Raw genomic sequence first — 20,785 nt, forward strand, 5'->3', positions numbered from 1 at the left:
CGTAAGGCTAAATACTCCTTAGTGACCGATAGCGCATAGTACTGTGAAGGAAAGGTGAAAAGGACCCGGGAGGGGAGTGAAAGAGAACCTGAAACCCTATGTTTACAAGCTGTGGAACCCCTTTAGATGGGGAACTGCGTACTTTTTGTAGAACGGTCCGGCGAGTTGCCCGTACTGGCAAGGTTAAGGACTTAAGGTCTGGAGCCGAAGTGAAAGCAAGCGTTAAGAGCGCGGTAGATGATCACACTTTGTGTGGTCATAACAGTCAGTGAGGGCAGACCCGAAACCGGGTGACCTATCCATGTCCAGGTTGAAGCTTCCGTAAGAGGAAGTGGAGGACCGAACCCACATCCGTTGAAAAGGGTGGGGATGAGGTGTGGATAGCGGAGAAATTCCAATCGAACCCGGAGATAGCTGGTTCTCCTCGAAATAGCTTTAGGGCTAGCCTCATCAAAGTCTGCTGGAGGTAGAGCACTGAATTGTCTAGGGGCGTCAAAGCTTACCAAAACATATCAAACTCCGAATGCCAGTCAGATGATTGATGGGAGTCAGACTGTACGAGATAAGTTGGACAGTCGAAAGGGAAAGAGCCCAGACCACCAGCTAAGGTCCCCAAAGTACGTGTTAAGTGGAAAAGGATGTGGGATTTCAAAGACAACTAGGACGTTGGCTTAGAAGCAGCCATACATTGAAAGAGTGCGTAATAGCTCACTAGTCGAGAGATCCTGCGCCGAAAATGTCCGGGGCTAAAACACGACACCGAAGCTGTGGAATGTAGAAATACATTGGTAGAGGAGCATTGTAAGCGGGATGAAGCCATACCGAAAGGAGTGGTGGACTGCTTAGAAGAGAGAATGCCGGAATGAGTAGCGAGAGGAAGGTGAGAATCCTTCCGGCCGAATATCTAAGGTTTCCAGAGTAAAGCTGATCTGCTCTGGGTAAGTCGGGACCTAAGGCGAGGGCGAGAGCCGTAGTCGATGGATAACTGGTTGAGATTCCAGTACCACATAAAAACAGAACTGTGGGGACACAGAAGGGAAATGGGAGCCAGGAATGGAAAGACTGGTGCAAGCGAAGTAGCCGTATGGGAGGCAAATCCCCATGCAAGGCAAAGGCGTTACGCGGACCGAACAAAAGTAGGGAAGCCCAGGCCCCAGCTGTCAAGAAAAGCCGCTATTGTTTTTATGTGCCCGTACCGTAAACCGACACAGGTGGATGAGGAGAATCCTAAGGCCGACGGGAGAAGTGTTGTTAAGAACTCGGCAAAATGACTCCGTAACTTCGGGAGAAGGAGTGCCAGGTAAGACTGGCCGCAGAGAATTGGCCCAAGCAACTGTTTAGCAAAAACACAGGTCTATGCAAAACCGCAAGGGTGAAGTATATGGGCTGACGCCTGCCCGGTGCTGGAAGGTTAAGGGGAGGGCTTAGCGAGTGATCGCGAAGGTCTGAACTTAAGCCCCAGTAAACGGCGGCCGTAACTATAACGGTCCTAAGGTAGCGAAATTCCTTGTCGGGTAAGTTCCGACCCGCACGAAAGGCGTAATGATTTGGGCACTGTCTCAACAACACACCCGGTGAAATTGAAATACCAGTGAAGATGCTGGTTACCTGCGCCAGGACGGAAAGACCCCATGGAGCTTTACTCCAGCTTGATACTGGGATTCGGTACTGCATGTACAGGATAGGTGGGAGACTGAGAAAGAAGGACGCCAGTCCTTTTGGAGTCACTGTTGGGATACCACCCTTGCAGTATTGGATTTCTAACCAACAGCCATGATCTGGTTGGGGGACAATGTCAGGTGGGGAGTTTGACTGGGGCGGTCGCCTCCGAAAGGGTATCGGAGGCGCTCAAAGGTCTTCTCAGAATGGACGGAAACCATTCGCAGAGTGCAAAGGCAGAAGAAGGCTTGACTGTGACACCGACGGGTGGAGCAGGTACGAAAGTAGGACTTAGTGATCCGGTGGTATAACGTGGGATTGCCATCGCTCAACGGATAAAAGCTACCCTGGGGATAACAGGCTTATCACTCCCAAGAGTTCACATCGACGGAGTGGTTTGGCACCTCGATGTCGGCTCATCGCATCCTGGAGCTGTAGCAGGTTCCAAGGGTTGGGCTGTTCGCCCATTAAAGCGGTACGCGAGCTGGGTTCAGAACGTCGTGAGACAGTTCGGTCCCCATCCGGCGCAGGCGGAGGAAATTTGATAGGAGCTGTCCTTAGTACGAGAGGACCGGGATGGACGGACCACTGGTGGATCTGTTGTATTACCAAATGCATAGCAGAGTAGCCAAGTCTGGAAGGGATAAACGCTGAAGGCATCTAAGCGTGAAGCCCCCTAAAGATAAGATTTCCCATAGAGTAATCTAGTAAGACCCCTTGAAGACGACGAGGTAGATAGGGCAGAGGTGGAAGTACGGCAACGTATGGAGCTGACTGTTACTAATCGGTCGAGGCTTTAACCAAAGAAGGTAAGGAAGATGTTTGATGAAAGGTTCTGTATGTAGTTTTGAAGGTACATAGATTATTTTGTAAAGATTTGGCCCGGTGGCTCAGCCGGTTAGAGCGCCGCCCTGTCACGGCGGAGGTCGTGGGTTCGATTCCCATCCGGGTCGTTTTTTCCTTTTTAGGAGGATTTATAATATAAATTTGGGATCATAGCTCAGCTGGGAGAGCATCTGCCTTACAAGCAGAGGGGTCATAGGTTCGAGCCCTATTGGTCCCATTTTTGTCAGCCGTTGTGGCTCAATTGGCAGAGCAGCTGATTTGTAATCAGCAGGTTACCGGTTCAAGTCCGGTCAACGGCTCTCATAAATTATGTTATAAACGTAATTTTATGTTTGAGTTTTATGCTGAAATGGTATAATATATATGTATATGGTGGGATTCCCGAGTGGCCAAAGGGGCAGACTGTAAATCTGTTGGCAACGCCTTCGAAGGTTCGAATCCTTCTCCCACCATTTTAGCGCGGGGGTGGAGCAGTCTGGTAGCTCGTCGGGCTCATAACCCGAAGGTCGTTGGTTCAAATCCGGCCCCCGCAACTTCCATTAGCGTTCAGAGCGTGCATAGAAATATTTATCAACAGGGCCGGATATTTATATTCGGAGCTGTTGATAAATGTTTCTATATAGGCGGTAACGCCGTGATCTCAAAAGTATAGCTTTTGAGATTTTGTACGCGGACTAAAGTAAAATCAATACCCAAGCCCAGATAGCTCAGTCGGTAGAGCAGAGGACTGAAAATCCTCGTGTCGCTGGTTCGATTCCGGCTCTGGGCATCTAAAAGTTCTGATTTTTATCAGGGCTTTTTTCTTTTTCCCAAAATACCTTGTCACACTTTAAAATGTCGTGGAATATCTACGGTGTGTATGATAAAATAGGATAAAATGAGGCTTAATAACAATTTATGAAATATCCTATATTTGAAAAATTAAGACAATTAGATAAAGAAGGGATGTATCCGTTCCATATGCCTGGTCACAAAAGGCAGAAACAGGACATTATGAGAGAGGGATCTCTGTTTGCGCTTGACACTACAGAGATCAGCGGCTTTGACGATCTGCATCATCCCGAGGGGATGATTAAAGAATCAATGGAGTATGTCCAACATATATATGGAAGTAAGGAAAGTTATTTTCTGATCAACAGCACCACCGGAGGCATTTTAGCTTCTGTGGCTGCGTCCTGTCGGCTGGGAGATAAGATTCTTATCAGCAGGAACTGCCACAAGTCCGTATATCATGCAATTTCCATGCTTGGATTAAGGCCGGTTTATTTATATCCCAAAATAGAGCAGAATATTTGTATGGGGATTACTAAAAGCCAGGTGCAGGACATACTGGGCAGGGAAAATGGCATTAAAGCCGCTGTTATCGTTTCCCCTACTTATGAAGGGATGGTGTCTGATATCAGGCAGATTGCTGAGGTTCTTCATGAAGAGGGGATTCCCTTGATCGTGGATGAGGCTCACGGAGCACATTTTGTATTTCACAGTGGATTTCCGGAGAGCGCGGTATCCCAGGGAGCAGATGCAGTGATCCAGAGTCTGCATAAGACGCTGCCTTCCCTTACTCAGACCGGACTTCTGCACATCTGCAGTTCCCGGATAGGCACCAGGGAGATTCAGCAGGCTTTATCTACATTTCAGAGCAGCAGCCCGTCTTATATTTTGATGGCCAGTATTGATTACTGTGTCAGGAAATGTGCTGACAGCCCGGACTTGTTTGATGACTATGTTCGGAATCTAATGGATATCCGGGCCAGGCTTAAAGCTATGAGACACCTGAAGCTCTTAAAGACAGATGATCCGGGAAAAATCGTTGTTTCGACCGGCGATACAAAGATTACCGGCAAAGAGCTGTTTCATATTTTGAGGGGTGAGTATGGGATAGAGTTGGAGATGTCCGAAATATCCTATGTCACTGCCATGACGAGTATTTGTGATACAAAAGAGGCATTGGATAAATTGTGTGAGGCATTTCTGGAAACAGATGAAAGCCTGCACCATGTTCAAAATCCGGGACTGGCTGTTATTCCTGCCACTGAGCAGGTTATGACACCTTACGAGGCAAAGATAAGAGGGAGAAAGTTGGTGAGTCCTGCCGAATCACTTGGAGGGATCAGTGCGGATTTTATATTTTTATATCCTCCGGGCATACCGCTGGCGGTGCCGGGAGAGAGGATTTCAGGAGAAATAGTGCAGAAAATTAATGAGTACCAGGAACAGAAGATGAATCTGATTGGCCTGTCGGAAGGCCGGATATACATAGTGGATGAAAGGGTTTGAGATGGGAATATTTATAACGATGGAAGGGCCGGACGGTGCCGGGAAATCTACACAGATTGATTTATTAAGAGTCTACTTATTGCAGAAGGGGTATGATATAATAGTATGCAGGGAACCAGGAGGTACGGTTATAAGCGAAGCGATCCGTGAAGTGATCCTCAACAGGGATTATAAAAACATGGGACATATGACAGAACTTCTTTTATACGCTGCGGCCAGGGCCCAGTTAGTGGAGGAAGTCATACAGCCTGCTCTGGACCAGGGAAAAGTAGTCATCTGTGACCGCTTCATAGAATCTTCGGCCGTATATCAGGGAATTGCAAGGGGACTGGGTGTTGATCTGGTATATGAAGTAAACCGGTTTGCAGTGGGAAATGCTATGCCGGATATAACGATCCTGCTTGATGTGGATGCAGAGACCGGCATTGGAAGAAAGAAACAGCAGGCAGAGCTGGACCGTATGGAATCAGAAAAGCTGGAATTTCACAGGAAAGTGGTGGAAGGATACAGGCTGTTAGCCGAAAGAGATAAAAACAGGATGGTTAAGATCGACGGGAGAAACTCCATTGAGGAAATTCACCGTCAGATAAAAGTAGCAGTTGATGATGCCCTGACAAGAGAGACAAACCGGATGTAATATAAAAAGACGAACCGGCAGGGTATTGATTTCATAGGGATGGAAGAGGATGAGATGAAGAGTTTTGATAACGTGGTTGGACATAAGAAGATCATACAGCATTTTGAAGAAGCCATTCAGACCGGACAGATTTCGCATGCATATTTACTGAATGGAGAAGACGGATCGGGAAAGATGACTTTGGCAAAAGCCTTTGCAAAAGCTCTGCTCTGTGAGACACACGAAGGCTGCGGTCAATGTACCCCGTGCCGCCAGGCGGATACGGGAAACCATCCGGATCTGATCTATATAACACATGAAAAATACGAGATCCGCGTGGATGAGATCAGACAGGGGATTAATGAGACCATAGACATTAAGCCATACAGCAGCAATTACAAAATATACATTGTGGATGATGCAGACCGTATGAATGTAGGGGCTCAGAACGCACTGTTAAAGACATTGGAAGAGCCGCCGGAGTATGCAGTGATCCTGCTGCTGACAAACAACAAAGACCGTCTGCTGGAGACTATATTATCCAGATGTGTATGTATGTCTCTGGGAACCGTCCCGGAAGATCAGATCAGGGCTTACCTGAAGGAACACATACAGGCAGATGAGGATATGATCGAATTTGCAGTATCGTTTTCACTGGGCAACCTTGGAAAGGCCATCCATGTAGCTACGACCAAAGAGTTCCACGAGATGCTGAACGAGGCGCTGGGAATGCTTGGTTATATACATCATATGGAGCTTCATGAGATGATTTCTTACTTAAAGACATTGACAAAATATAAAGAACAGATTTATGATTTTCTTGATATTATGACAGACTGGTACAGAGACATGCTGATCCTCAAGACGACGGGATCTGTGAATCTTCTGATTTTCAAGGACAAGTACCGCCAGCTTAAAGAGCAGGAAATCTATATTACATTTGAGGGCCTTACCCATATCATGGACGAGATTCAGAAGGCCAGAGTACGCTTGAATGCGAACGTGAATTTTGAAGTGACGATGGAGATGTTGCTTCTTACGATGAAGGAGAATGGAAAGATATGGTAGAAGTAGTTGGGGTGCGGTTCCGCACTGCCGGGAAAGTATATTTTTTTGATCCAAAGAAGTTTGATATAAAGCAGGGAGATCATGTGATTGTGGAAACTGCCCGCGGTGTGGAATACGGCAGGGTCGTAACGGACAAGAAGAAAGTGGACAAGGAAGCCGTCTCTGACGAGTTAAAACCGGTTCTGAGGATCGCAACCAGGGAAGATAAAGATGCAGCACTGGAAAATTTCAAGAAAGAGAAGGAAGCTTTCTCCATCTGTTCACAGAAGATCCGGGAACATAAACTGGAGATGAAACTGGTAGCTACCGAGTATACGTTTGACAACAATAAAGTCCTGTTTTACTTTACCGCAGACGGGCGTGTGGATTTCCGTGAATTGGTGAAAGACCTGGCATCAATCTTCAGAACAAGAATTGAACTGCGCCAGATCGGTGTGAGAGATGAGGCAAAGATGCTCGGCGGGATTGGAATCTGCGGACGGGCACTGTGCTGCAGTTCTTATCTGTCGGAATTCATCCCGGTCTCCATCAAGATGGCAAAGGAACAGAGTCTGTCTCTAAATCCTACCAAGATTTCCGGGGTCTGCGGACGCCTGATGTGCTGTCTGAAAAATGAACAGGAAACATACGAATACCTGAACAAGAAACTGCCGAGCATCGGAGACGCAGTGAAAACAGCGGACGGACGGACCGGCGAAGTGCAGCGGGTCAATATTCTCAGACAGAATGTGAAGCTGATCGTAGAAGATGACAACGGTGATAAGGAAATTGTGGAGTACAGGCTGGATGATTTGAACTATCATCCGAAAAACGGGAGAAAAAGACGGGGAAAGGGCAGTCAAAAGAATCATGAGAATTAAACCTGGAGACGGAGAGCGCTTGGATGATCTGGGTATAAAGGGATATCAGATCATCCAGAAAAAAGACGGCTTTTGTTTTGGTATGGACGCGGTTTTGCTGTCCTCTTTTGTAAAAGTGAAGAAAAACGGAAATGTGCTGGACCTTGGTACAGGAACGGGGATTCTTCCGATCCTCATGGAAGCAAAGACACCCGGGAGACATTTTACCGGGCTGGAAATCCAGAGTGAGATGGCCGAGATGGCAGCAAGAAGTGCTGCATTAAACGGGCTGGAAGAAAAGATAGAGATCGTAGAAGGCGATATTACAAAGGCTTCTGCGATTTTTTCACATGACAGCTTTGACGTCATTACTTCAAATCCGCCTTATATGGTGGATGATCATGGCTTCAAGAATCCAAATGATGCAAAGGCCATCGCAAGGCATGAGATCCTGTGCAGATTCCGGGATATTTCCGGTGCTGCCAGAGTCCTTTTAAAACACAGCGGAAGCCTGTTTTTGGTTCACAGAAGCTACCGTCTTTCTGAGATCCTTAACTGTTTGATCAATGACGGCCTGGAGCCCAAAAGAATCCGGTTTGTCTATCCTTACAGGGAAAAAGAATCCAATATTTTTTTGCTGGAAGCAGTAAAAGGAGGGAAGTCCAGGATGAAGGTCGAACCGCCTTTGATCATCTATGAAAAGCCTGGGCAGTATACCGAAGAAATTTATAAAATTTATGGATGGAAACCTGAGGAGGTTTAAATGGCAGGGAAATTATATTTATGCGCAACTCCCATCGGCAATCTGGAGGACATTACATTCCGGACACTGGAAACGTTAAAGGCCGTAGATTTGATCGCTGCGGAAGACACACGGCACAGCATTAAGCTTTTAAATCACTTTGATATTAAGACAAAGATGACGAGCTATCACGAGTACAACCGCGTGGAAAAAGCCCGTTATCTTGTAAAGCTTCTGGAGGATGGTAAAAACATTGCACTGATTACGGATGCGGGCACTCCGGGCATTTCAGATCCGGGAGAAGAACTGGTGAGACAGTGTCATGAAAACGGCATTCAGGTAACGTCCCTGCCGGGTGCATGTGCCCTGATCAATGGGCTGGTTATTTCAGGACAGCCGACCAGGAGATTCTGTTTTGAAGCATTTCTGCCGCCAGATAAAAAAGAACGCGCCATGATCTTAGAACAGCTGAAGGACGAAACACGGACGATCATTTTGTATGAGGCTCCTCACAGGCTTTTAAAGACTTTGGAGGAACTTTACAGCACAATGGGGAACAGGAAAATGACAGTCTGCAGGGAACTGACAAAGAAACATGAGACGGTGTTTGTCTCTGAGATGAGAGAGGTGATCTCCTATTATACCGAACATCCGGCAAAGGGTGAGTGTGTTCTGATCATTCATGGGAAAACATTAGAGGAACTGAAAAAGGAAAGCCAGGAGCAGTTTCAGGAACTTGATCTGATGGAGCATATGCAACGCTATTTAGGGAAAGGCCTCTCACAAAAAGAGGCAATGAAGTTGGTGGCCAAAGACCGCGGAGTAGGCAAAAGAGACATCTATCAGGAACTTCTCCGGTATAAAGAATAAAAAACATCAAAAAAGGACATATCATTCAGCATATGTCCTTTTATTATATCCCACTGCTTTATTCTGCAACATTTAAACCAGCAAGTTTCGCCAGTTCAATGATAGAACTCTTTGAAACTTTCTTGCCTTTGTACTCAACGAGATCATCCATTTCGCCAGTAAAGATGTCCGCTGGATTGTACTTCTTCAATATGATCGTATCTTCGTCAACGAAGATTTCAAGGGGATCCCTCTCATTCACATCCAGATTACGTCTTAACTCAATTGGTAAAGTAATACGTCCCAGCTCATCAAGCTTCCTTACAATACCTGTACTCTTCATATTCGCTTCCCTCCTTGCAAATTAGTAAACTACTATACCTAACAATATCATACCTCAGAAAGCTTGTCAAATCCGGGCTTTGAAGCATATTCTTGTGAAGGAGAGAATAGGATACATTAAGGACGAAAAAGGAGTTTCACTTTGATCAATTATATATGGAGTATCTTAATTTTAACAGGTATATTAATAGGAAGTATTAACGGCAATCTGAATGCCGTATCAGATACGATTTTGGACTCTTCTAAGGAAGCTGTACAGCTCTGTATCCTGATGTTTGGGGTAGTAGGGGTATGGTCCGGGATTATGAATGTAGCGGTCTCTTTAGGCCTTGTAAAAAAGCTTGAGAGACTCATAGCGCCATTTTTGAAGTTCCTGTTTCCGAGATTAAGGGATAAGGAAGCAAAGGAATATATCAGCACGAATATTGTAGCCAATCTCCTGGGGCTTGGATGGGCCGCAACACCATCAGGGATCAAGGCAATGAAGGCCCTGGACAGGATCAATCCGCACAAGGGTGTCGCCACCAGGGAAATGTGCATGTTTTTGATCCTCAATATTTCTTCTTTACAGCTGATCCCTGTCAATATCATCGTATTCCGAAGTCAGTACGGAAGCGTGAATCCGACAGCGGTTGTGGCGCCGGCAATTATTGCGACTTTCTGTTCCACCATCGTAGGGATTCTTTTTGCAAAGATCATTGAGAAATTTCAGAAAAGCATTTGATTTTTAGAGACAATTTGTATTATAATGAAAATATAGTTTAGCTAGAACCAAATAAATAGGCAAAACTGCCGAAAGGCAGTGACGCAAAGCTAAAGGGGCTATATCGTATGAGGAGTACGATCGTGCCAGCCAGCTGCCTCATAAATTATTATTTATGTGTAGATTGAGAATCCGTCGGATACTCAGTCTTTTTTGTTTCATAGGAAAGTTCTACGACCTTCCCTATGAAATAAAAACGCTCCGCGGGTTGTGCACAGATGCGTAAGGAAATTATTTGCCTGCGGCAAATTGCATCTGGCACCCAAAGTTGTCAAGCCCCTCAAAGAGAGTGAGGGGTTGGGGTGTTGAAGTGGGCTTGCCCACTTTGTTCTTTCAAATTCAAATAATAAATGGGGGTATTAAAAATGAGCAAAAAGGTAAGAAAAAGTCTTGCAGTCCTTGCGGCTTTTGTGCTGATGATATCATTTATCACAGGAAACGATGCGTTCACCAATGTCTATGCACAGGAAGCAGGAACAGAGACTGCATCAGAACAGATTACTTCTACAACAGAGCAAAAGACCGTTACAGAGAGCAATACAGAAAAAAACAGCCGTGAAGTCCGTAAAACAGGCATCAGAGCCTGCAGTGACAAACGGTGATTTCTCCAAATACTTAACTAAATTTGCATTTACAGACCATTTAGGAAATGCGTTCACAGAATCTCATCCTGTCACCAAAGACAGCAATGTGATCATCAGATATGAGTTTAAGATTCCGAACGTGTTCCATTTAGATGGTCTTAGCGGCGTTGCGTAGAAGTTGAATAATCAACAGGCAGGCGCTGTGGAGGAAGTTCCGAACTGGACAGTAAATAACAACGCAACCATCACAATAAAATTTCCGAAAACTTTGACACAGTCTAATATTGAAGGATTTGGACAGGAGTATCGGACCGACTATGAGCCGGAAGTGACAAAGAAAAATCCCGGAGTTACAAAAAAAGGAGCCCTGAACAGAGAAGACCAGACCATCACATGGACGGTCAACGCCACACCGGATAAGGGAGACAACAATCTGGAAGGATACATTCTGACAGATACATTTGACAAGAAACAAGTCTTTGTAAAAGGCTCTATGGAGTTAGACGGAACAAAGACTGCTGACCCTGAACTCACTGACAATGGATGGAACTATAAGTTCGGAAAGATCAGCAATGGTTCCCACACGATTACTTATAAAACAAAGCTTACAGATGAATTTTTTGAAACCGATTATTAATCCAGCTATGCTAAAGATATGTCTGCCAGTGCAGCCAATGCTGTGACAATTAAGACAGGGGACGGCAAAGGCGAAGCTTCGGCAAATGCTTCTGTACAGGCAGGGAACTTCCTGTCACAGTGACAGATAAGCTTCCGCAAGGAACCTCTCTGATGGAAGCAGAAGGACAGCTGACCGTAAAATACGGCGGAAAAACGGCGGTGAACCTTAAGAAGGCGGCTAGCAGCACACCTGATGTAAATGAATACACATATGATGAAACAACAAGAGAATTTAAAGTAACGCTTGATCCAAAGTTCAACAGTGATTTTGTATATGTAAATTATAAGATCTGGCTGGATACTCAGGCGGCTGTAAAACAAGGAAGTGTAAGAAATACGGCAGTCATGACGGTTGGAAATCACGTAAGCATTTCCGATTATGAGGATTCAAGCTGGGGAATTGGATATCAGGAAGGAAAGCTGGGACTTTCAAAGTCAGGAGCTTTTGCAAGAGTTGGGGATGATAATACCATAAAATGGACAGTCACTGTCAATAACAATCCAACCAAAACAGTGAATGGAGACATTCAATTTAAAGATGTGCTTCCGGAAGGCCACAGACTCGTAGAGGGAAGCCTCAAATACGGAAAGACAGTTCTTGGAACAGAGAAGAGCGCAGAACAGCCTTACTGTGAGGTAAGCGGTAACAATATTATTATTTATTTTCCGGAACAGATGCTTCCGACCGATCAGAATGATCTGACCCTGAGTACCGTTACTGATGAGACAAAGGTTGAGACAAAACCCGAAAAGGTAAGTGCAGTTAATGAAGTCAGCGTACGGGCAGACGAGTTTAAAACGGAGCTGACAGCGAAAGCTGCAGTAAATGTAAACTATACGCCGGACGTAGAAAAGACCACTTCTTATAAAAAAGGAAATTATGTAGAGTGGACCGTAAACGTCAACAAAAACCATGCGGTAATTACAAAACAGAAGGCTGAGATCACAGACCAGCTTCAGTCGGGACTGACTTACAGAGAGGGATCTGTAAAGCTGATTGATGTGACGGCAAACAATAAACTGATTTCCGGAATGGAGACAGATTATGATGATGTTTCAGGCAAGATCGTGTTTACATTCCCGGACGGATTGGATTTAACTCATCAGTTTGAAGTAGTCTTTATCACAGACGTTACATCTGCCACAGGAAATATTAAAAACACAGTTACCTTTGATGCGAGTGCCAAAGAGACCAAGGCAACCAGCGGCAGTGTTCCATTGATCTTAAGCAGAATGAACAGCGGCCTGACAGGTGACAACATTCGTTTTATCTTAAATAAAACAGATGCAGAAGATAATGCTCCGCTGGAAAATGTAGAATTCCAGCTTTATGACCATAACAGAAATGAAGTTGGAAGTGTTTTAAAAACGGATAAAAAGGGACGAATTGCGTTTGATGCCGGGCTGAAATACGGCAACACCTATTATCGATGATTATGTACTGGACGCGGCGGAACACAAATTAGTGATCGGAGAGAAAGAGTCTGACGTAGTTCAGGTTCCGTTCTCCTTAAAAAGGCGAGCAGTGAAGATGCTCAGGCTCTTGAAGGAGCAGAATTCAGCCTTTACAAAGCAGACGGAGAATTAGTGGCTCAGGGGCTTAAGACCGATGCACAGGGGCAGATCAGATTTGATTATCTGAGGCTTGGAACCTATTATTTCCAGGAAACTAAAGTGCCGGAAGGCTACAATCTGGATGCAGCCACAAAGAAAGCGCTGGCGGGAGCTGAGCTTCAGATCATTAAGATTCAGGAAGACGGATCAGAATTAATCGTTGAGGAGTGGACATCAAAAGAAGAGGCACACGTGGTCACAGGAAAGCTTGTACCTGGAGAAGAATATGTTCTAAGGGAGACAGAAGCCCCGTTTGGCTATGAACTTGCAGAAGATGTGAAGCTTCCAGTAAATCAGTGACAGAATCAAGGGTTTCCAGAACCGGAGACAGTTCACATACAGCTGTTTACGCTATAGTGGCTGTGTGCGCGGCAGGTGCCGTTCTGCTGCTTCTCAGGAAAAAACATAGGAAGTAAATAAGAATAATCTAAGGATACCAGTGAAGCACGATTTGTGTCTGGTATCCTTTTCTGTATCATAATGAGTTCTTTCAATATTACTTGTTTTTGGTATATAGGACGAGGATGCATATATATATTATAATATAAAGTAATAAGGCGGGTGTGACTGTGATTGTTTCGCTGTCCGGCATTATTATCCCTTTAATTTTATTCATTATACTCTTGTATGGAATGATCTCAAAAAAGGAAATGTATCAGCCGTTTCTGGAAGGAGTCCAGGATGGATTTAAGGTAGTCATGGAAATTGCCCCTACCCTGATCGCACTGTTTTTAGCTGTGCAGATTTTCAGGACGTCCGGAGCGCTGGATCTTCTTGTATCTGTATTGAGTCCGGTGGGACAGCTTTTAAAGATTCCTAAGGACGTGCTTCCGGTGATCTTTGCAAAGCTGTTTTCCTCATCGGCAGCTACGGGGTTCCTTTTGGATATTTTTAAGAACTTTGGCCCTGACTCAGCTCAGGGTGTCATGTCATCAATTATTTTAAGTTCCACCGAGACATGTTTTTATACAATGTCTATCTATTTCTCGGCCGTACATATCAAAAAGACCAGATACACCCTGGCAGGTGCCCTTCTGGCAACCTTCGCAGGGGTAATGGCGAGTGTATTTCTCACCGGGATGCATTAAAAAACGGGAGCTGGAAATCATTCCAGCTCCCGTTTTTTAATTGTTTTTCGTCTCATAGTAATCCCGGAAGTATTCCATGATCCGTATCAGAAGGCATTCTTCATCTTCGTCTAAACGGGAAAGTACATCTTCCAGCATCGCACGGTGAAACTGCCTGTGATGGTCATAGGCTTCCTTCCCTTTGTCAGAAAGCGATATATAGACGATTCTGCGGTCCTGCTCCCCGCGCCTGCGTATCACATAGCCTTTTTTCAAAAGGCTGTTTATGGCGATGGTCAGTGTTCCTACCGTGATGTTCAGGGCTTTTGCGATGGAAGACATATTCTTCGGACTGCCGGTTCCGATCGCGTCGATTATATGCAGTTCTTTGTTGGAAATGTCCTTGAACTCCTCTGTGATGACCGCTTTTTCCTCCTGGTAAGATATTTCATGGAAAAGGTTTACCACAATGTCGTTCAGCTGCTCTTTGGTCACGGTAAGAATTCACCTCACTTTTATTTTACATGGTTGTGCGCTTCGCTGATCACTTTAGCCAGAGCTTCTTTTGCCTCAGTAGGAAGGGCATTGTATCCTCCGTCTTCTGTATCTTTCTCAAAGATGAAATTCAGGCGTTCCGTCATTCTTGCTTTCAGTGTATTGACATAGGTCTCATCATCGAAATCAGGGACATATCCTTCAACTTCGATCGTTTCCATGTTGCTGAACGGTCCCCAGGGCTTTAACTGGGCGTTGCCCTCCACAACCTGTTCCAATACAGACAATGTAACACCAGGAGTGATATCCTTGCCCATAAAGTCGCCGGTATTTAAGATATAACATTCTACATGGCGGTCCTTTACAAGAGAACGGAACTTGTTGTAATCATCCACAAGAGGATAAGTACGGAACGGGTTTGCATATGGTTCTACGACCAGACGGTTCGGGTCTACTCCAGGTGCCAGGCGTTCTGCGTTGGTACGCTTTGTGGCAAGGGTGGCACCCATGACTGCAGCCAAATGTGAACCGTTGACTTTGATGATCGGCGGAATGGTAGGATCTTTCATAATCCAGAAAATACCGTTAACCGGAGATTCAATCTTGTCTACACGGTTTGGTGACCAGAGTTTAGACTTGATTGCCCGGCCGTTGCCGTTTCGGATGTCTTCAGTGACAAGGACAACATTGCCCTTGTCATCTCTCGTTGCAGAACAGTTCTGTGCCGTGAGGAGATACCTGTTGTCTTCGCACCCGGTGGGGTAGTCGGAGGTCTTGTCAAAATAAGTAGGCTCCATGGCGATGGAAGAACCGGTTTCGGTGTTGATGATAAAGGCATCGTCGTGGAGGACGGTGATATCGTATTTATTATTGTGTACGGCGTGGGTCAGTGTTGATTTTCCTGATCCGGACAGACCAAAGAAAGATGCAACATAGCTGTGGTTCGGACTTAAACGGTATTCCTTCTGTCCGCCGTGGCAGGAAGCATAGCCATTTCTGTTGGCAATCGCCCAGGCGATGGTAAGAGTACCTTTTTTATGTTCTCCAAAATAACGCATTCCAAGCAAAGCTGCGCAGTTGGTCTGGGTGTTGAAGTAAGTAAGTCCGAGCGGATGTTCCGGGTGGCTCCACTGAGGATCGGAGAAAATATAAATATCAGACTCGCTGCCGATGGCACGGGACCTTTTATACATCTTGTTATATTCATCAGACTCATACTGGAAATTAAGCATCCAGGAGTACAGGATATTTTCCTCTCCCTCCGGAATCAGAAGGTGTGCCTTAACCATAAATTCCGGGTCTAAGCCGATGTAGACTTCTGCGTGGTACATGGTCTTTTTGCGTGTATCGTAGATCGCGTCCATCACTTTTAAGTCCAGATCGTTGGTATCCACGTTCGGACTTCCCGCGATCCTTCTGGCTGCCGCACAGCGTCCGGTGACGGAGCCGTCATTGAACAGCAAAACTTTTGTGTCTTTTTTCAGGCCGAACTCTTCTCCTCGGTAGACCGGCATGTCGGTGACAATGGTTCCCGGAGAATTTTTAGCAAGCTCATATGCCTGCTTCAGGTTTACCACCTCAATGACGTTGTTGCCGTAAAATGCGGCCTCAATGATGGAACGGGTCTTTGAAAAACCCGGTTTTCCTTTTCCAATCTCGTCATGGGCGTAGCGTGCTTTTGTTGACATAATCTTTCCTCCTAAACTTATGTGTTTTGCAGGTACAAAGATCGTACCCGGATTTACAGGTTTTCGTCGATGCGCTGTCTGAGTATACGAAAGCTGTTAGGTCCGGCATCTAATATGATTTTATGAAAAACTTTTTCATCATAAGCATTTTCAGATTTCTCTTTATAATAATCTTTTAATTCCATGAACTCCAGATAACCGATATAGTAGCATAAATAATTGGCCGGATTCTGGATGACATAGCGGTAAAGGGCTTTCATGCTGGAGGTACTGATGGTTCCGTACTGCTGCATATATTTGACTGCCTCGTCAACACTCCAGCCTTCATAGTTGACGCCCATATCCACTCTGGCACTCAGAGCCATATTGTACAGATAATTGTCCGGCAAAAGCTTCTTTAAAGGCTCAAGTTCCTGTTTCATATCGAGGTAACTGTAAGAGTCCATCTCCACGTAGGTGGCCCAGCCTTCGTTGTATCCCGGATAATCCAGAATATAACGTATCGGATGTTCCTTTTTGCTGTGGAAATAAGTGGTCTGGTACAGATGCCCGGGATAGCCCTCATGAGCCAGCGTCGGGTACAGGGATTCCTGTCCGGTCTGTGCCTTGTTGACATAAATGACATTTTTCTTATAGTCATCGATGGCAGGAATCATGTAAAAAGCCGGGCTTGAGTTTTCTTCCAGAGAAGAATGGACATATTTGATGTCACACTCTACTTCGGCGGCAGCAGGATACTTATCTTTTATTTTCTGCTTCAGCTGTGACAGGATCTTCGATGGTTTTTTGCTTGAATATTTATTCAGATCTAAATCTAAAAAAGCATGGTAGATGGAGGGATCTTCTTTTATGATCTCTGTCATCTCTGTCTGAAGGTAAAGAAGGTGTGCTTCGGTGGCCTTGATCATCTGAGGCACGGTCTTGTCAGAGCCGGTTTTATAGGAGGCGAGAGCAGAATAATAGGACTTCCCATTTTTGAAATGGGCATAGCCCTGCTTGTTCTTTCCGTTTCCTTTCAGGTTCTTCAAATCACTGTACAGATTCTCATAGGCCGGAATCACTTCTTCTAAGATCAGGCGGCGGTTTTCCTTCCGGTAATTTCTCTTCTGGTTGGTGCTGAGGTCTGAAACCGAATCAATATTTGTGTTGAACACTTCGATCATATAATTGTGGTCGGTGGCCCTTGTAAAATCATTGATTTGTTTTAAGACGGCATCGGCATCCGCATCTGACATGAAATATCCCCGTTTGACCTGTTCCTTTTCGTAGCGGATGACCGTGTCGAAATAGGAACCGACTTTGGAGAGCAGAGAAAGGTAGGTTTCTACATCTTCCCTGGTTCTTAAAGGGTATTCGCACAAAGTCACGGGAAGCTGGGCCTGGGAGCCGAGAGTAGGGCTTAAAACCGTCTGAAGATAGGGGTAAGGTGCCAGTTTCTGCTGGCGCTTAAAGTAATCCATGAGATAATCATAAGACTGCTTCTGACTCTTGGAGAGTTTTTTGTAGTTGAAACTCTCAAGCCTTTTTAACTCCTTCTTACATTGGGCTTCTGCCTGGTCAAGGTCTTTTAAGTCGATGTTGCCCAGATCGGCCTTTTTGGCTTTGATGCCGTAGTGTTCCGGATGTGCAAGGGTATAATGCAGATTGACCGTATTGGAATTGACGTGTTCCTTGAAAAGCTGGTTCAAATAGGAGTCAAACTTCTGCCGGTCCGATGCTTTGTCTTTGGTGGATTCTGATTCTTTCGCTGTGGAGGGATTCCCGGTGTCCGATCCTTTGGAACAGCCAGTGAATGCCACCATGACAGCCATGGTAAATGCAAGAAACTTACGATATGTATATTTATGCATAAGAATCCTTTCTGAATAGAATCTCTTAGATACTATTATACTATTTTTTAAAGGAAAAAAATAGACTATCTTTGCAAGATGTACTATAATAAAACACAGTATAATGCGAAAATGGAGGAGAAACATGAGCAAGGAACCATATTATATAACAACTGCGATTACTTATACATCTGGCAAGCCTCACATCGGGAATACTTATGAGATTATCTTGGCAGACAGTATTGCCAGATATAAAAGAATGGAAGGCTATGATGTATTTTTTCAGACCGGAACCGACGAGCACGGACAGAAGGTAGAATTAAAAGCCGCTGAGAAGGGTGTGACGCCGAAAGAGTTTGTGGACGACGTGGCAGGGGAGATCAAACGGATCTGGGATCTGATGAATACTTCTTACGATAAGTTTATCCGCACAACGGACGCGGACCACGAAGCTCAGGTACAGAAGATTTTTAAAAAGCTCTATGAACAGGGAGATATTTACAAGGGACACTATGAGGGACTTTACTGTACCCCGTGCGAATCCTTCTTTACAGAAAGCCAGCTGGTGGACGGTAAATGTCCCGACTGCGGACGGGAAGTACAGCCGGCCAAGGAAGAGGCGTATTTCCTGAAACTGAGCAAATATGCGGACAGGCTCATTGACTATATCAACGCTCATCCGGAATTTATCCAGCCGGAGTCCAGAAAAAATGAGATGATGAACAATTTCCTGCTTCCGGGACTTCAGGACCTGTGCGTGTCCAGGACTTCTTTTAAGTGGGGAATCCCGGTAGATTTTGATGAAGGACATGTAGTATATGTATGGCTGGACGCCCTGACCAACTATATAACAGGGATTGGATACGATTGTGACGGAAACAGCACAGATCAGTTTAAAAAGCTCTGGCCTGCTGATCTTCATCTGATCGGAAAAGATATCATCCGGTTCCATACGATTTACTGGCCGATCATCCTGATGGCCCTTGACCTTCCGCTTCCGAAGCAGGTTTTTGGACACCCATGGCTTTTGCAGGGTGATGGAAAGATGAGTAAGTCCAAAGGAAATGTTTTGTATGCAGATGATCTGGCCGAGATGTTCAGTGTGGACGCAGTGCGTTACTTTGTCCTCCACGAGATGCCGTTTGAACACGACGGTGTGATCTCATGGGAGCTGATGGTTGAGCGTATGAACTCTGATCTTGCTAACACCTTAGGCAATCTTGTGAACCGCACCATTTCCATGTCTAACAAATACTTTGACGGAGTCGTGGAAGATAAGGGTGTTGTGGATGAGTTTGACGACCAGCTGAAAGCAGTGGTTACCGGTGCCAGAGATAAGGTCCAGAAAAAGATGGACGTGCTCAAGGTGGCAGATGCCATGACAGAGATTTTTAATGTATTCAAGCGCTGTAATAAGTATATTGATGAAACCATGCCGTGGGTGCTGGCAAAGGACGAGGCAAAGAAAGATCGTCTCGCCACGGTATTATATAACCTGGTGGAAGGTATCTTAACCGGAGCGGCCCTGCTGGAGCCATATATGCCTGAGACTGTGGAGAAGATCTTAAAACAGCTGAATGCAGAACCCAGAAGGTTTGAGGATCTGACTACATTTGGTCATTATAAGAGCGGTACGAAAGTGACAGAAAAGCCTGAGATCCTTTTTGCGCGGCTTGATGAAGAAGAGGTGCTCAAACAGGCGGAAGAGCTGATGAATAAGCAGGCACAGGCGGCAGCAGGTCCTGTGATCGACATAGAGCCAAAAGAGGAGATCACCTTTGACGAATTTGGTAAGATGCAGTTCCAGGTAGGTGAGATCATTGCCTGCGAGGAAGTCAAAAAGTCCAAGAAGCTGCTTTGCTCCCAGGTGCGTGTGGGAAGCGAAGTGAAGCAGATCGTTTCTGGGATCAAGGCCTATTATAAGCCGGAAGAGATGGTCGGCAAAAAAGTCATGGTCTTAGTAAACTTAAAGCCAGCTAAGCTTGCAGGAGTGCTTTCTGAGGGAATGCTGCTCTGTGCAGAAAATGAAAAAGGGGAACTGGCTTTGGTTGTGCCTGAAAAAGATATGCCGGCAGGGGCGGAGATCTGCTAGAAATATTGGGAAAAGGACCTTATGTATATGTGATCCTAAAAAGTTAGAATTTATAGCGAAGTGGTTATTTACTGCTTCGCTATTTCTTTATGCCATTTGGCTAGCAGGTATTTTACAGGACTTAACCAATAAAGACTCTTCTTGATTCTTTTGTATTATTAAATTTTTAATATATCTTCTCAATTACTTTTTTCAATTCTGCATTACGGAAATCTACATACCCACAGTCCATGTTAAAATTATTATTTTCTGAGATTTTCAATTATTGAAGTATCATTACAGTTTTTGTCCCTTCGAATACTTTTAAATATTAGATTTATTTTCAGTATATTTCTATAGTTTTCGTTTTCATATTTGAGAATTTTGTAACTAGACAGTGTATTTCATTGTATCAACAGTTCTCTATAAATACTGTTTCAGAAACTCTTATAATTAGATTCTTCCAATTATAATCTACTGGTTGTTTTAATTATTAAGAGTTTATTTTCCTATTGGTCTCAGAAGTATCAGGTCTAGAAATTTAGAAACCAATGATCTATTTAGAAATGGATGGATAATTTTTGATTCCAATGGATAAAGCTTATCTATGTTCATCGAGCTTATTCAACAACGTGAAAAATAACTATAGTATTTTCTTATCGAATAACTAAAACTCTTTCAAAATGTTTAAACAAAATTTTTGTGTTTAGAATTTTATGAAAGCATACTAGATTGGAAATAAATGATTAAAGGGGAAA

General features: G+C 44.7%; 18 protein-coding genes, 6 tRNA genes, 1 rRNA gene and 1 riboswitch (1 of these 26 only partly in view). Of the genes, 21 read left to right on the plus strand and 4 right to left on the minus strand.

Translation table 11 applies throughout. From position 1 onward, the window contains the following. The 13 genes from P8F77_RS00550 to rsmI form a co-directional block, all read left to right on the plus strand. Positions 1–2,463 (plus strand): 23S ribosomal RNA (locus tag P8F77_RS00550); it begins 452 nt to the left of the window's first position. A gap of 75 nt (positions 2,464–2,538) precedes the next feature. After that, positions 2,539–2,612 (plus strand) — tRNA-Asp (locus P8F77_RS00555). A 36-nt stretch (positions 2,613–2,648) separates the two neighbouring features. Continuing rightward, a tRNA-Val gene (locus P8F77_RS00560) sits at positions 2,649–2,722 on the plus strand. Between the two features lie 9 nt (positions 2,723–2,731). After that, positions 2,732–2,804, plus strand: a tRNA-Thr gene (locus P8F77_RS00565). A gap of 72 nt (positions 2,805–2,876) precedes the next feature. Continuing rightward, positions 2,877–2,957: transfer RNA gene (locus P8F77_RS00570), tRNA-Tyr, on the plus strand. A gap of 6 nt (positions 2,958–2,963) precedes the next feature. Further along, positions 2,964–3,038, plus strand: a tRNA-Met gene (locus P8F77_RS00575). A gap of 163 nt (positions 3,039–3,201) precedes the next feature. Next, a tRNA-Phe gene (locus P8F77_RS00580) sits at positions 3,202–3,274 on the plus strand. 128 nt (positions 3,275–3,402) lie between these two features. Then, positions 3,403–4,782: an aminotransferase class I/II-fold pyridoxal phosphate-dependent enzyme gene (locus P8F77_RS00585; protein ID WP_270433483.1), complete on the plus strand. Its 1,380-nt coding sequence runs from the start codon at positions 3,403–3,405 to the stop codon at positions 4,780–4,782. A 1-nt stretch (position 4,783) separates the two neighbouring features. Beyond that, on the plus strand, positions 4,784–5,419 hold the full coding sequence (tmk, locus tag P8F77_RS00590; RefSeq protein ID WP_330548444.1) for a dTMP kinase: 636 nt from the start codon (positions 4,784–4,786) through the stop codon (positions 5,417–5,419). A gap of 54 nt (positions 5,420–5,473) precedes the next feature. Beyond that, the gene (holB, locus tag P8F77_RS00595; protein ID WP_024728962.1) at positions 5,474–6,466 is read left to right on the plus strand and encodes a DNA polymerase III subunit delta'; all 993 of its coding nucleotides are present in this window, start codon (positions 5,474–5,476) and stop codon (positions 6,464–6,466) included. Beyond that, positions 6,460–7,326 (plus strand): stage 0 sporulation family protein, encoded by an 867-nt coding sequence (locus P8F77_RS00600; protein WP_129702113.1) that lies wholly within the window; start codon positions 6,460–6,462, stop codon positions 7,324–7,326. The genes holB and P8F77_RS00600 overlap by 7 nt, the downstream gene beginning before the upstream one ends. Then, on the plus strand, positions 7,316–8,068 hold the full coding sequence (locus P8F77_RS00605; RefSeq protein ID WP_024728960.1) for a tRNA1(Val) (adenine(37)-N6)-methyltransferase: 753 nt from the start codon (positions 7,316–7,318) through the stop codon (positions 8,066–8,068). The genes P8F77_RS00600 and P8F77_RS00605 overlap by 11 nt, the downstream gene beginning before the upstream one ends. Continuing rightward, a complete protein-coding gene (gene rsmI, locus P8F77_RS00610; protein ID WP_129702111.1) occupies positions 8,069–8,917 on the plus strand; it encodes a 16S rRNA (cytidine(1402)-2'-O)-methyltransferase in 849 nt (282 codons plus the stop codon). A gap of 58 nt (positions 8,918–8,975) precedes the next feature. Here the strand turns inward: rsmI and P8F77_RS00615 are convergent, their stop codons facing one another. Further along, on the minus strand, positions 8,976–9,239 hold the full coding sequence (locus P8F77_RS00615) for an AbrB/MazE/SpoVT family DNA-binding domain-containing protein (protein WP_006567976.1): 264 nt from the start codon (positions 9,237–9,239) through the stop codon (positions 8,976–8,978). Between the two features lie 141 nt (positions 9,240–9,380). On the opposite strand from P8F77_RS00615, the gene P8F77_RS00620 reads away from it, so the two are divergent. The 7 genes from P8F77_RS00620 to P8F77_RS00650 all read left to right on the plus strand — a co-directional run bounded on the left by P8F77_RS00620 (position 9,381) and on the right by P8F77_RS00650 (position 13,965). Then, positions 9,381–9,962 carry a nucleoside recognition protein gene (locus P8F77_RS00620; protein ID WP_129702108.1) on the plus strand — a complete coding sequence of 194 codons (582 nt, stop codon included), beginning with the start codon at positions 9,381–9,383 and terminating at the stop codon, positions 9,960–9,962. Between the two features lie 48 nt (positions 9,963–10,010). Beyond that, positions 10,011–10,103, plus strand: a riboswitch (cyclic di-GMP riboswitch). A 263-nt stretch (positions 10,104–10,366) separates the two neighbouring features. Further along, the gene (locus tag P8F77_RS00625) at positions 10,367–10,603 is read left to right on the plus strand and encodes a hypothetical protein (protein WP_129702106.1); all 237 of its coding nucleotides are present in this window, start codon (positions 10,367–10,369) and stop codon (positions 10,601–10,603) included. Continuing rightward, positions 10,590–10,760, plus strand: coding sequence for a hypothetical protein (locus tag P8F77_RS00630; protein WP_165353871.1), 171 nt, complete (start codon positions 10,590–10,592; stop codon positions 10,758–10,760). Before P8F77_RS00625 ends, P8F77_RS00630 begins: the two co-directional genes overlap by 14 nt. 3 nt (positions 10,761–10,763) lie before the next feature. Beyond that, on the plus strand, positions 10,764–11,222 hold the full coding sequence (locus P8F77_RS00635; RefSeq protein ID WP_129702102.1) for a hypothetical protein: 459 nt from the start codon (positions 10,764–10,766) through the stop codon (positions 11,220–11,222). Positions 11,223–11,374: 152 nt separating this feature from the next. Beyond that, positions 11,375–12,697, plus strand: coding sequence for a SpaA isopeptide-forming pilin-related protein (locus P8F77_RS00640; protein ID WP_129702100.1), 1,323 nt, complete (start codon positions 11,375–11,377; stop codon positions 12,695–12,697). A gap of 153 nt (positions 12,698–12,850) precedes the next feature. Then, complete coding sequence (locus tag P8F77_RS00645) at positions 12,851–13,177, plus strand: SpaA isopeptide-forming pilin-related protein (protein ID WP_129702097.1); 327 nt, start codon at positions 12,851–12,853, stop codon at positions 13,175–13,177. Between the two features lie 269 nt (positions 13,178–13,446). Then, a complete protein-coding gene (locus P8F77_RS00650) occupies positions 13,447–13,965 on the plus strand; it encodes a nucleoside recognition domain-containing protein (protein ID WP_129702094.1) in 519 nt (172 codons plus the stop codon). 36 nt (positions 13,966–14,001) lie between these two features. Here the strand turns inward: P8F77_RS00650 and P8F77_RS00655 are convergent, their stop codons facing one another. The 3 genes from P8F77_RS00655 to P8F77_RS00665 are packed head-to-tail and all read right to left on the minus strand — an operon-like array spanning position 14,002 to position 17,977. Then, positions 14,002–14,439 (minus strand): MarR family transcriptional regulator, encoded by a 438-nt coding sequence (locus P8F77_RS00655; protein WP_024728952.1) that lies wholly within the window; start codon positions 14,437–14,439, stop codon positions 14,002–14,004. 20 nt (positions 14,440–14,459) lie between these two features. Further along, a complete protein-coding gene (locus P8F77_RS00660) occupies positions 14,460–16,127 on the minus strand; it encodes a phosphoenolpyruvate carboxykinase (ATP) (protein ID WP_024728951.1) in 1,668 nt (555 codons plus the stop codon). 53 nt (positions 16,128–16,180) lie between these two features. Continuing rightward, positions 16,181–17,977: a DUF885 domain-containing protein gene (locus P8F77_RS00665; RefSeq protein WP_233441604.1), complete on the minus strand. Its 1,797-nt coding sequence runs from the start codon at positions 17,975–17,977 to the stop codon at positions 16,181–16,183. A 124-nt stretch (positions 17,978–18,101) separates the two neighbouring features. Between P8F77_RS00665 and metG the strand changes: the two genes are divergently transcribed. Next, the gene (gene metG / locus P8F77_RS00670) at positions 18,102–20,048 is read left to right on the plus strand and encodes a methionine--tRNA ligase (protein WP_024728949.1); all 1,947 of its coding nucleotides are present in this window, start codon (positions 18,102–18,104) and stop codon (positions 20,046–20,048) included. Positions 20,049–20,785 lie beyond the last annotated feature (737 nt).

The organism is Anaerostipes sp. PC18, assembly GCF_039789045.1.
GTDB lineage: Bacteria > Bacillota > Clostridia > Lachnospirales > Lachnospiraceae > Anaerostipes > Anaerostipes hominis.

What these genes read in the sequence shown, in the direction of transcription:
- P8F77_RS00585 (WP_270433483.1), top strand. Translation starts at nt 3,403, where the DNA reads ATGAAATATCCTATATTTGAAAAATTAAGACAATTAGATAAAGAAGGG.
- tmk (WP_330548444.1), top strand. Translation starts at nt 4,784, where the DNA reads ATGGGAATATTTATAACGATGGAAGGGCCGGACGGTGCCGGGAAATCT.
- holB (WP_024728962.1), top strand. Translation starts at nt 5,474, where the DNA reads ATGAAGAGTTTTGATAACGTGGTTGGACATAAGAAGATCATACAGCAT.
- P8F77_RS00600 (WP_129702113.1), top strand. Translation starts at nt 6,460, where the DNA reads ATGGTAGAAGTAGTTGGGGTGCGGTTCCGCACTGCCGGGAAAGTATAT.
- P8F77_RS00605 (WP_024728960.1), top strand. Translation starts at nt 7,316, where the DNA reads ATGAGAATTAAACCTGGAGACGGAGAGCGCTTGGATGATCTGGGTATA.
- rsmI (WP_129702111.1), top strand. Translation starts at nt 8,069, where the DNA reads ATGGCAGGGAAATTATATTTATGCGCAACTCCCATCGGCAATCTGGAG.
- P8F77_RS00615 (WP_006567976.1), bottom strand. Translation starts at nt 9,239, where the DNA reads ATGAAGAGTACAGGTATTGTAAGGAAGCTTGATGAGCTGGGACGTATT.
- P8F77_RS00625 (WP_129702106.1), top strand. Translation starts at nt 10,367, where the DNA reads ATGAGCAAAAAGGTAAGAAAAAGTCTTGCAGTCCTTGCGGCTTTTGTG.
- P8F77_RS00640 (WP_129702100.1), top strand. Translation starts at nt 11,375, where the DNA reads ATGGAAGCAGAAGGACAGCTGACCGTAAAATACGGCGGAAAAACGGCG.
- P8F77_RS00660 (WP_024728951.1), bottom strand. Translation starts at nt 16,127, where the DNA reads ATGTCAACAAAAGCACGCTACGCCCATGACGAGATTGGAAAAGGAAAA.
- P8F77_RS00665 (WP_233441604.1), bottom strand. Translation starts at nt 17,977, where the DNA reads ATGCATAAATATACATATCGTAAGTTTCTTGCATTTACCATGGCTGTC.
- metG (WP_024728949.1), top strand. Translation starts at nt 18,102, where the DNA reads ATGAGCAAGGAACCATATTATATAACAACTGCGATTACTTATACATCT.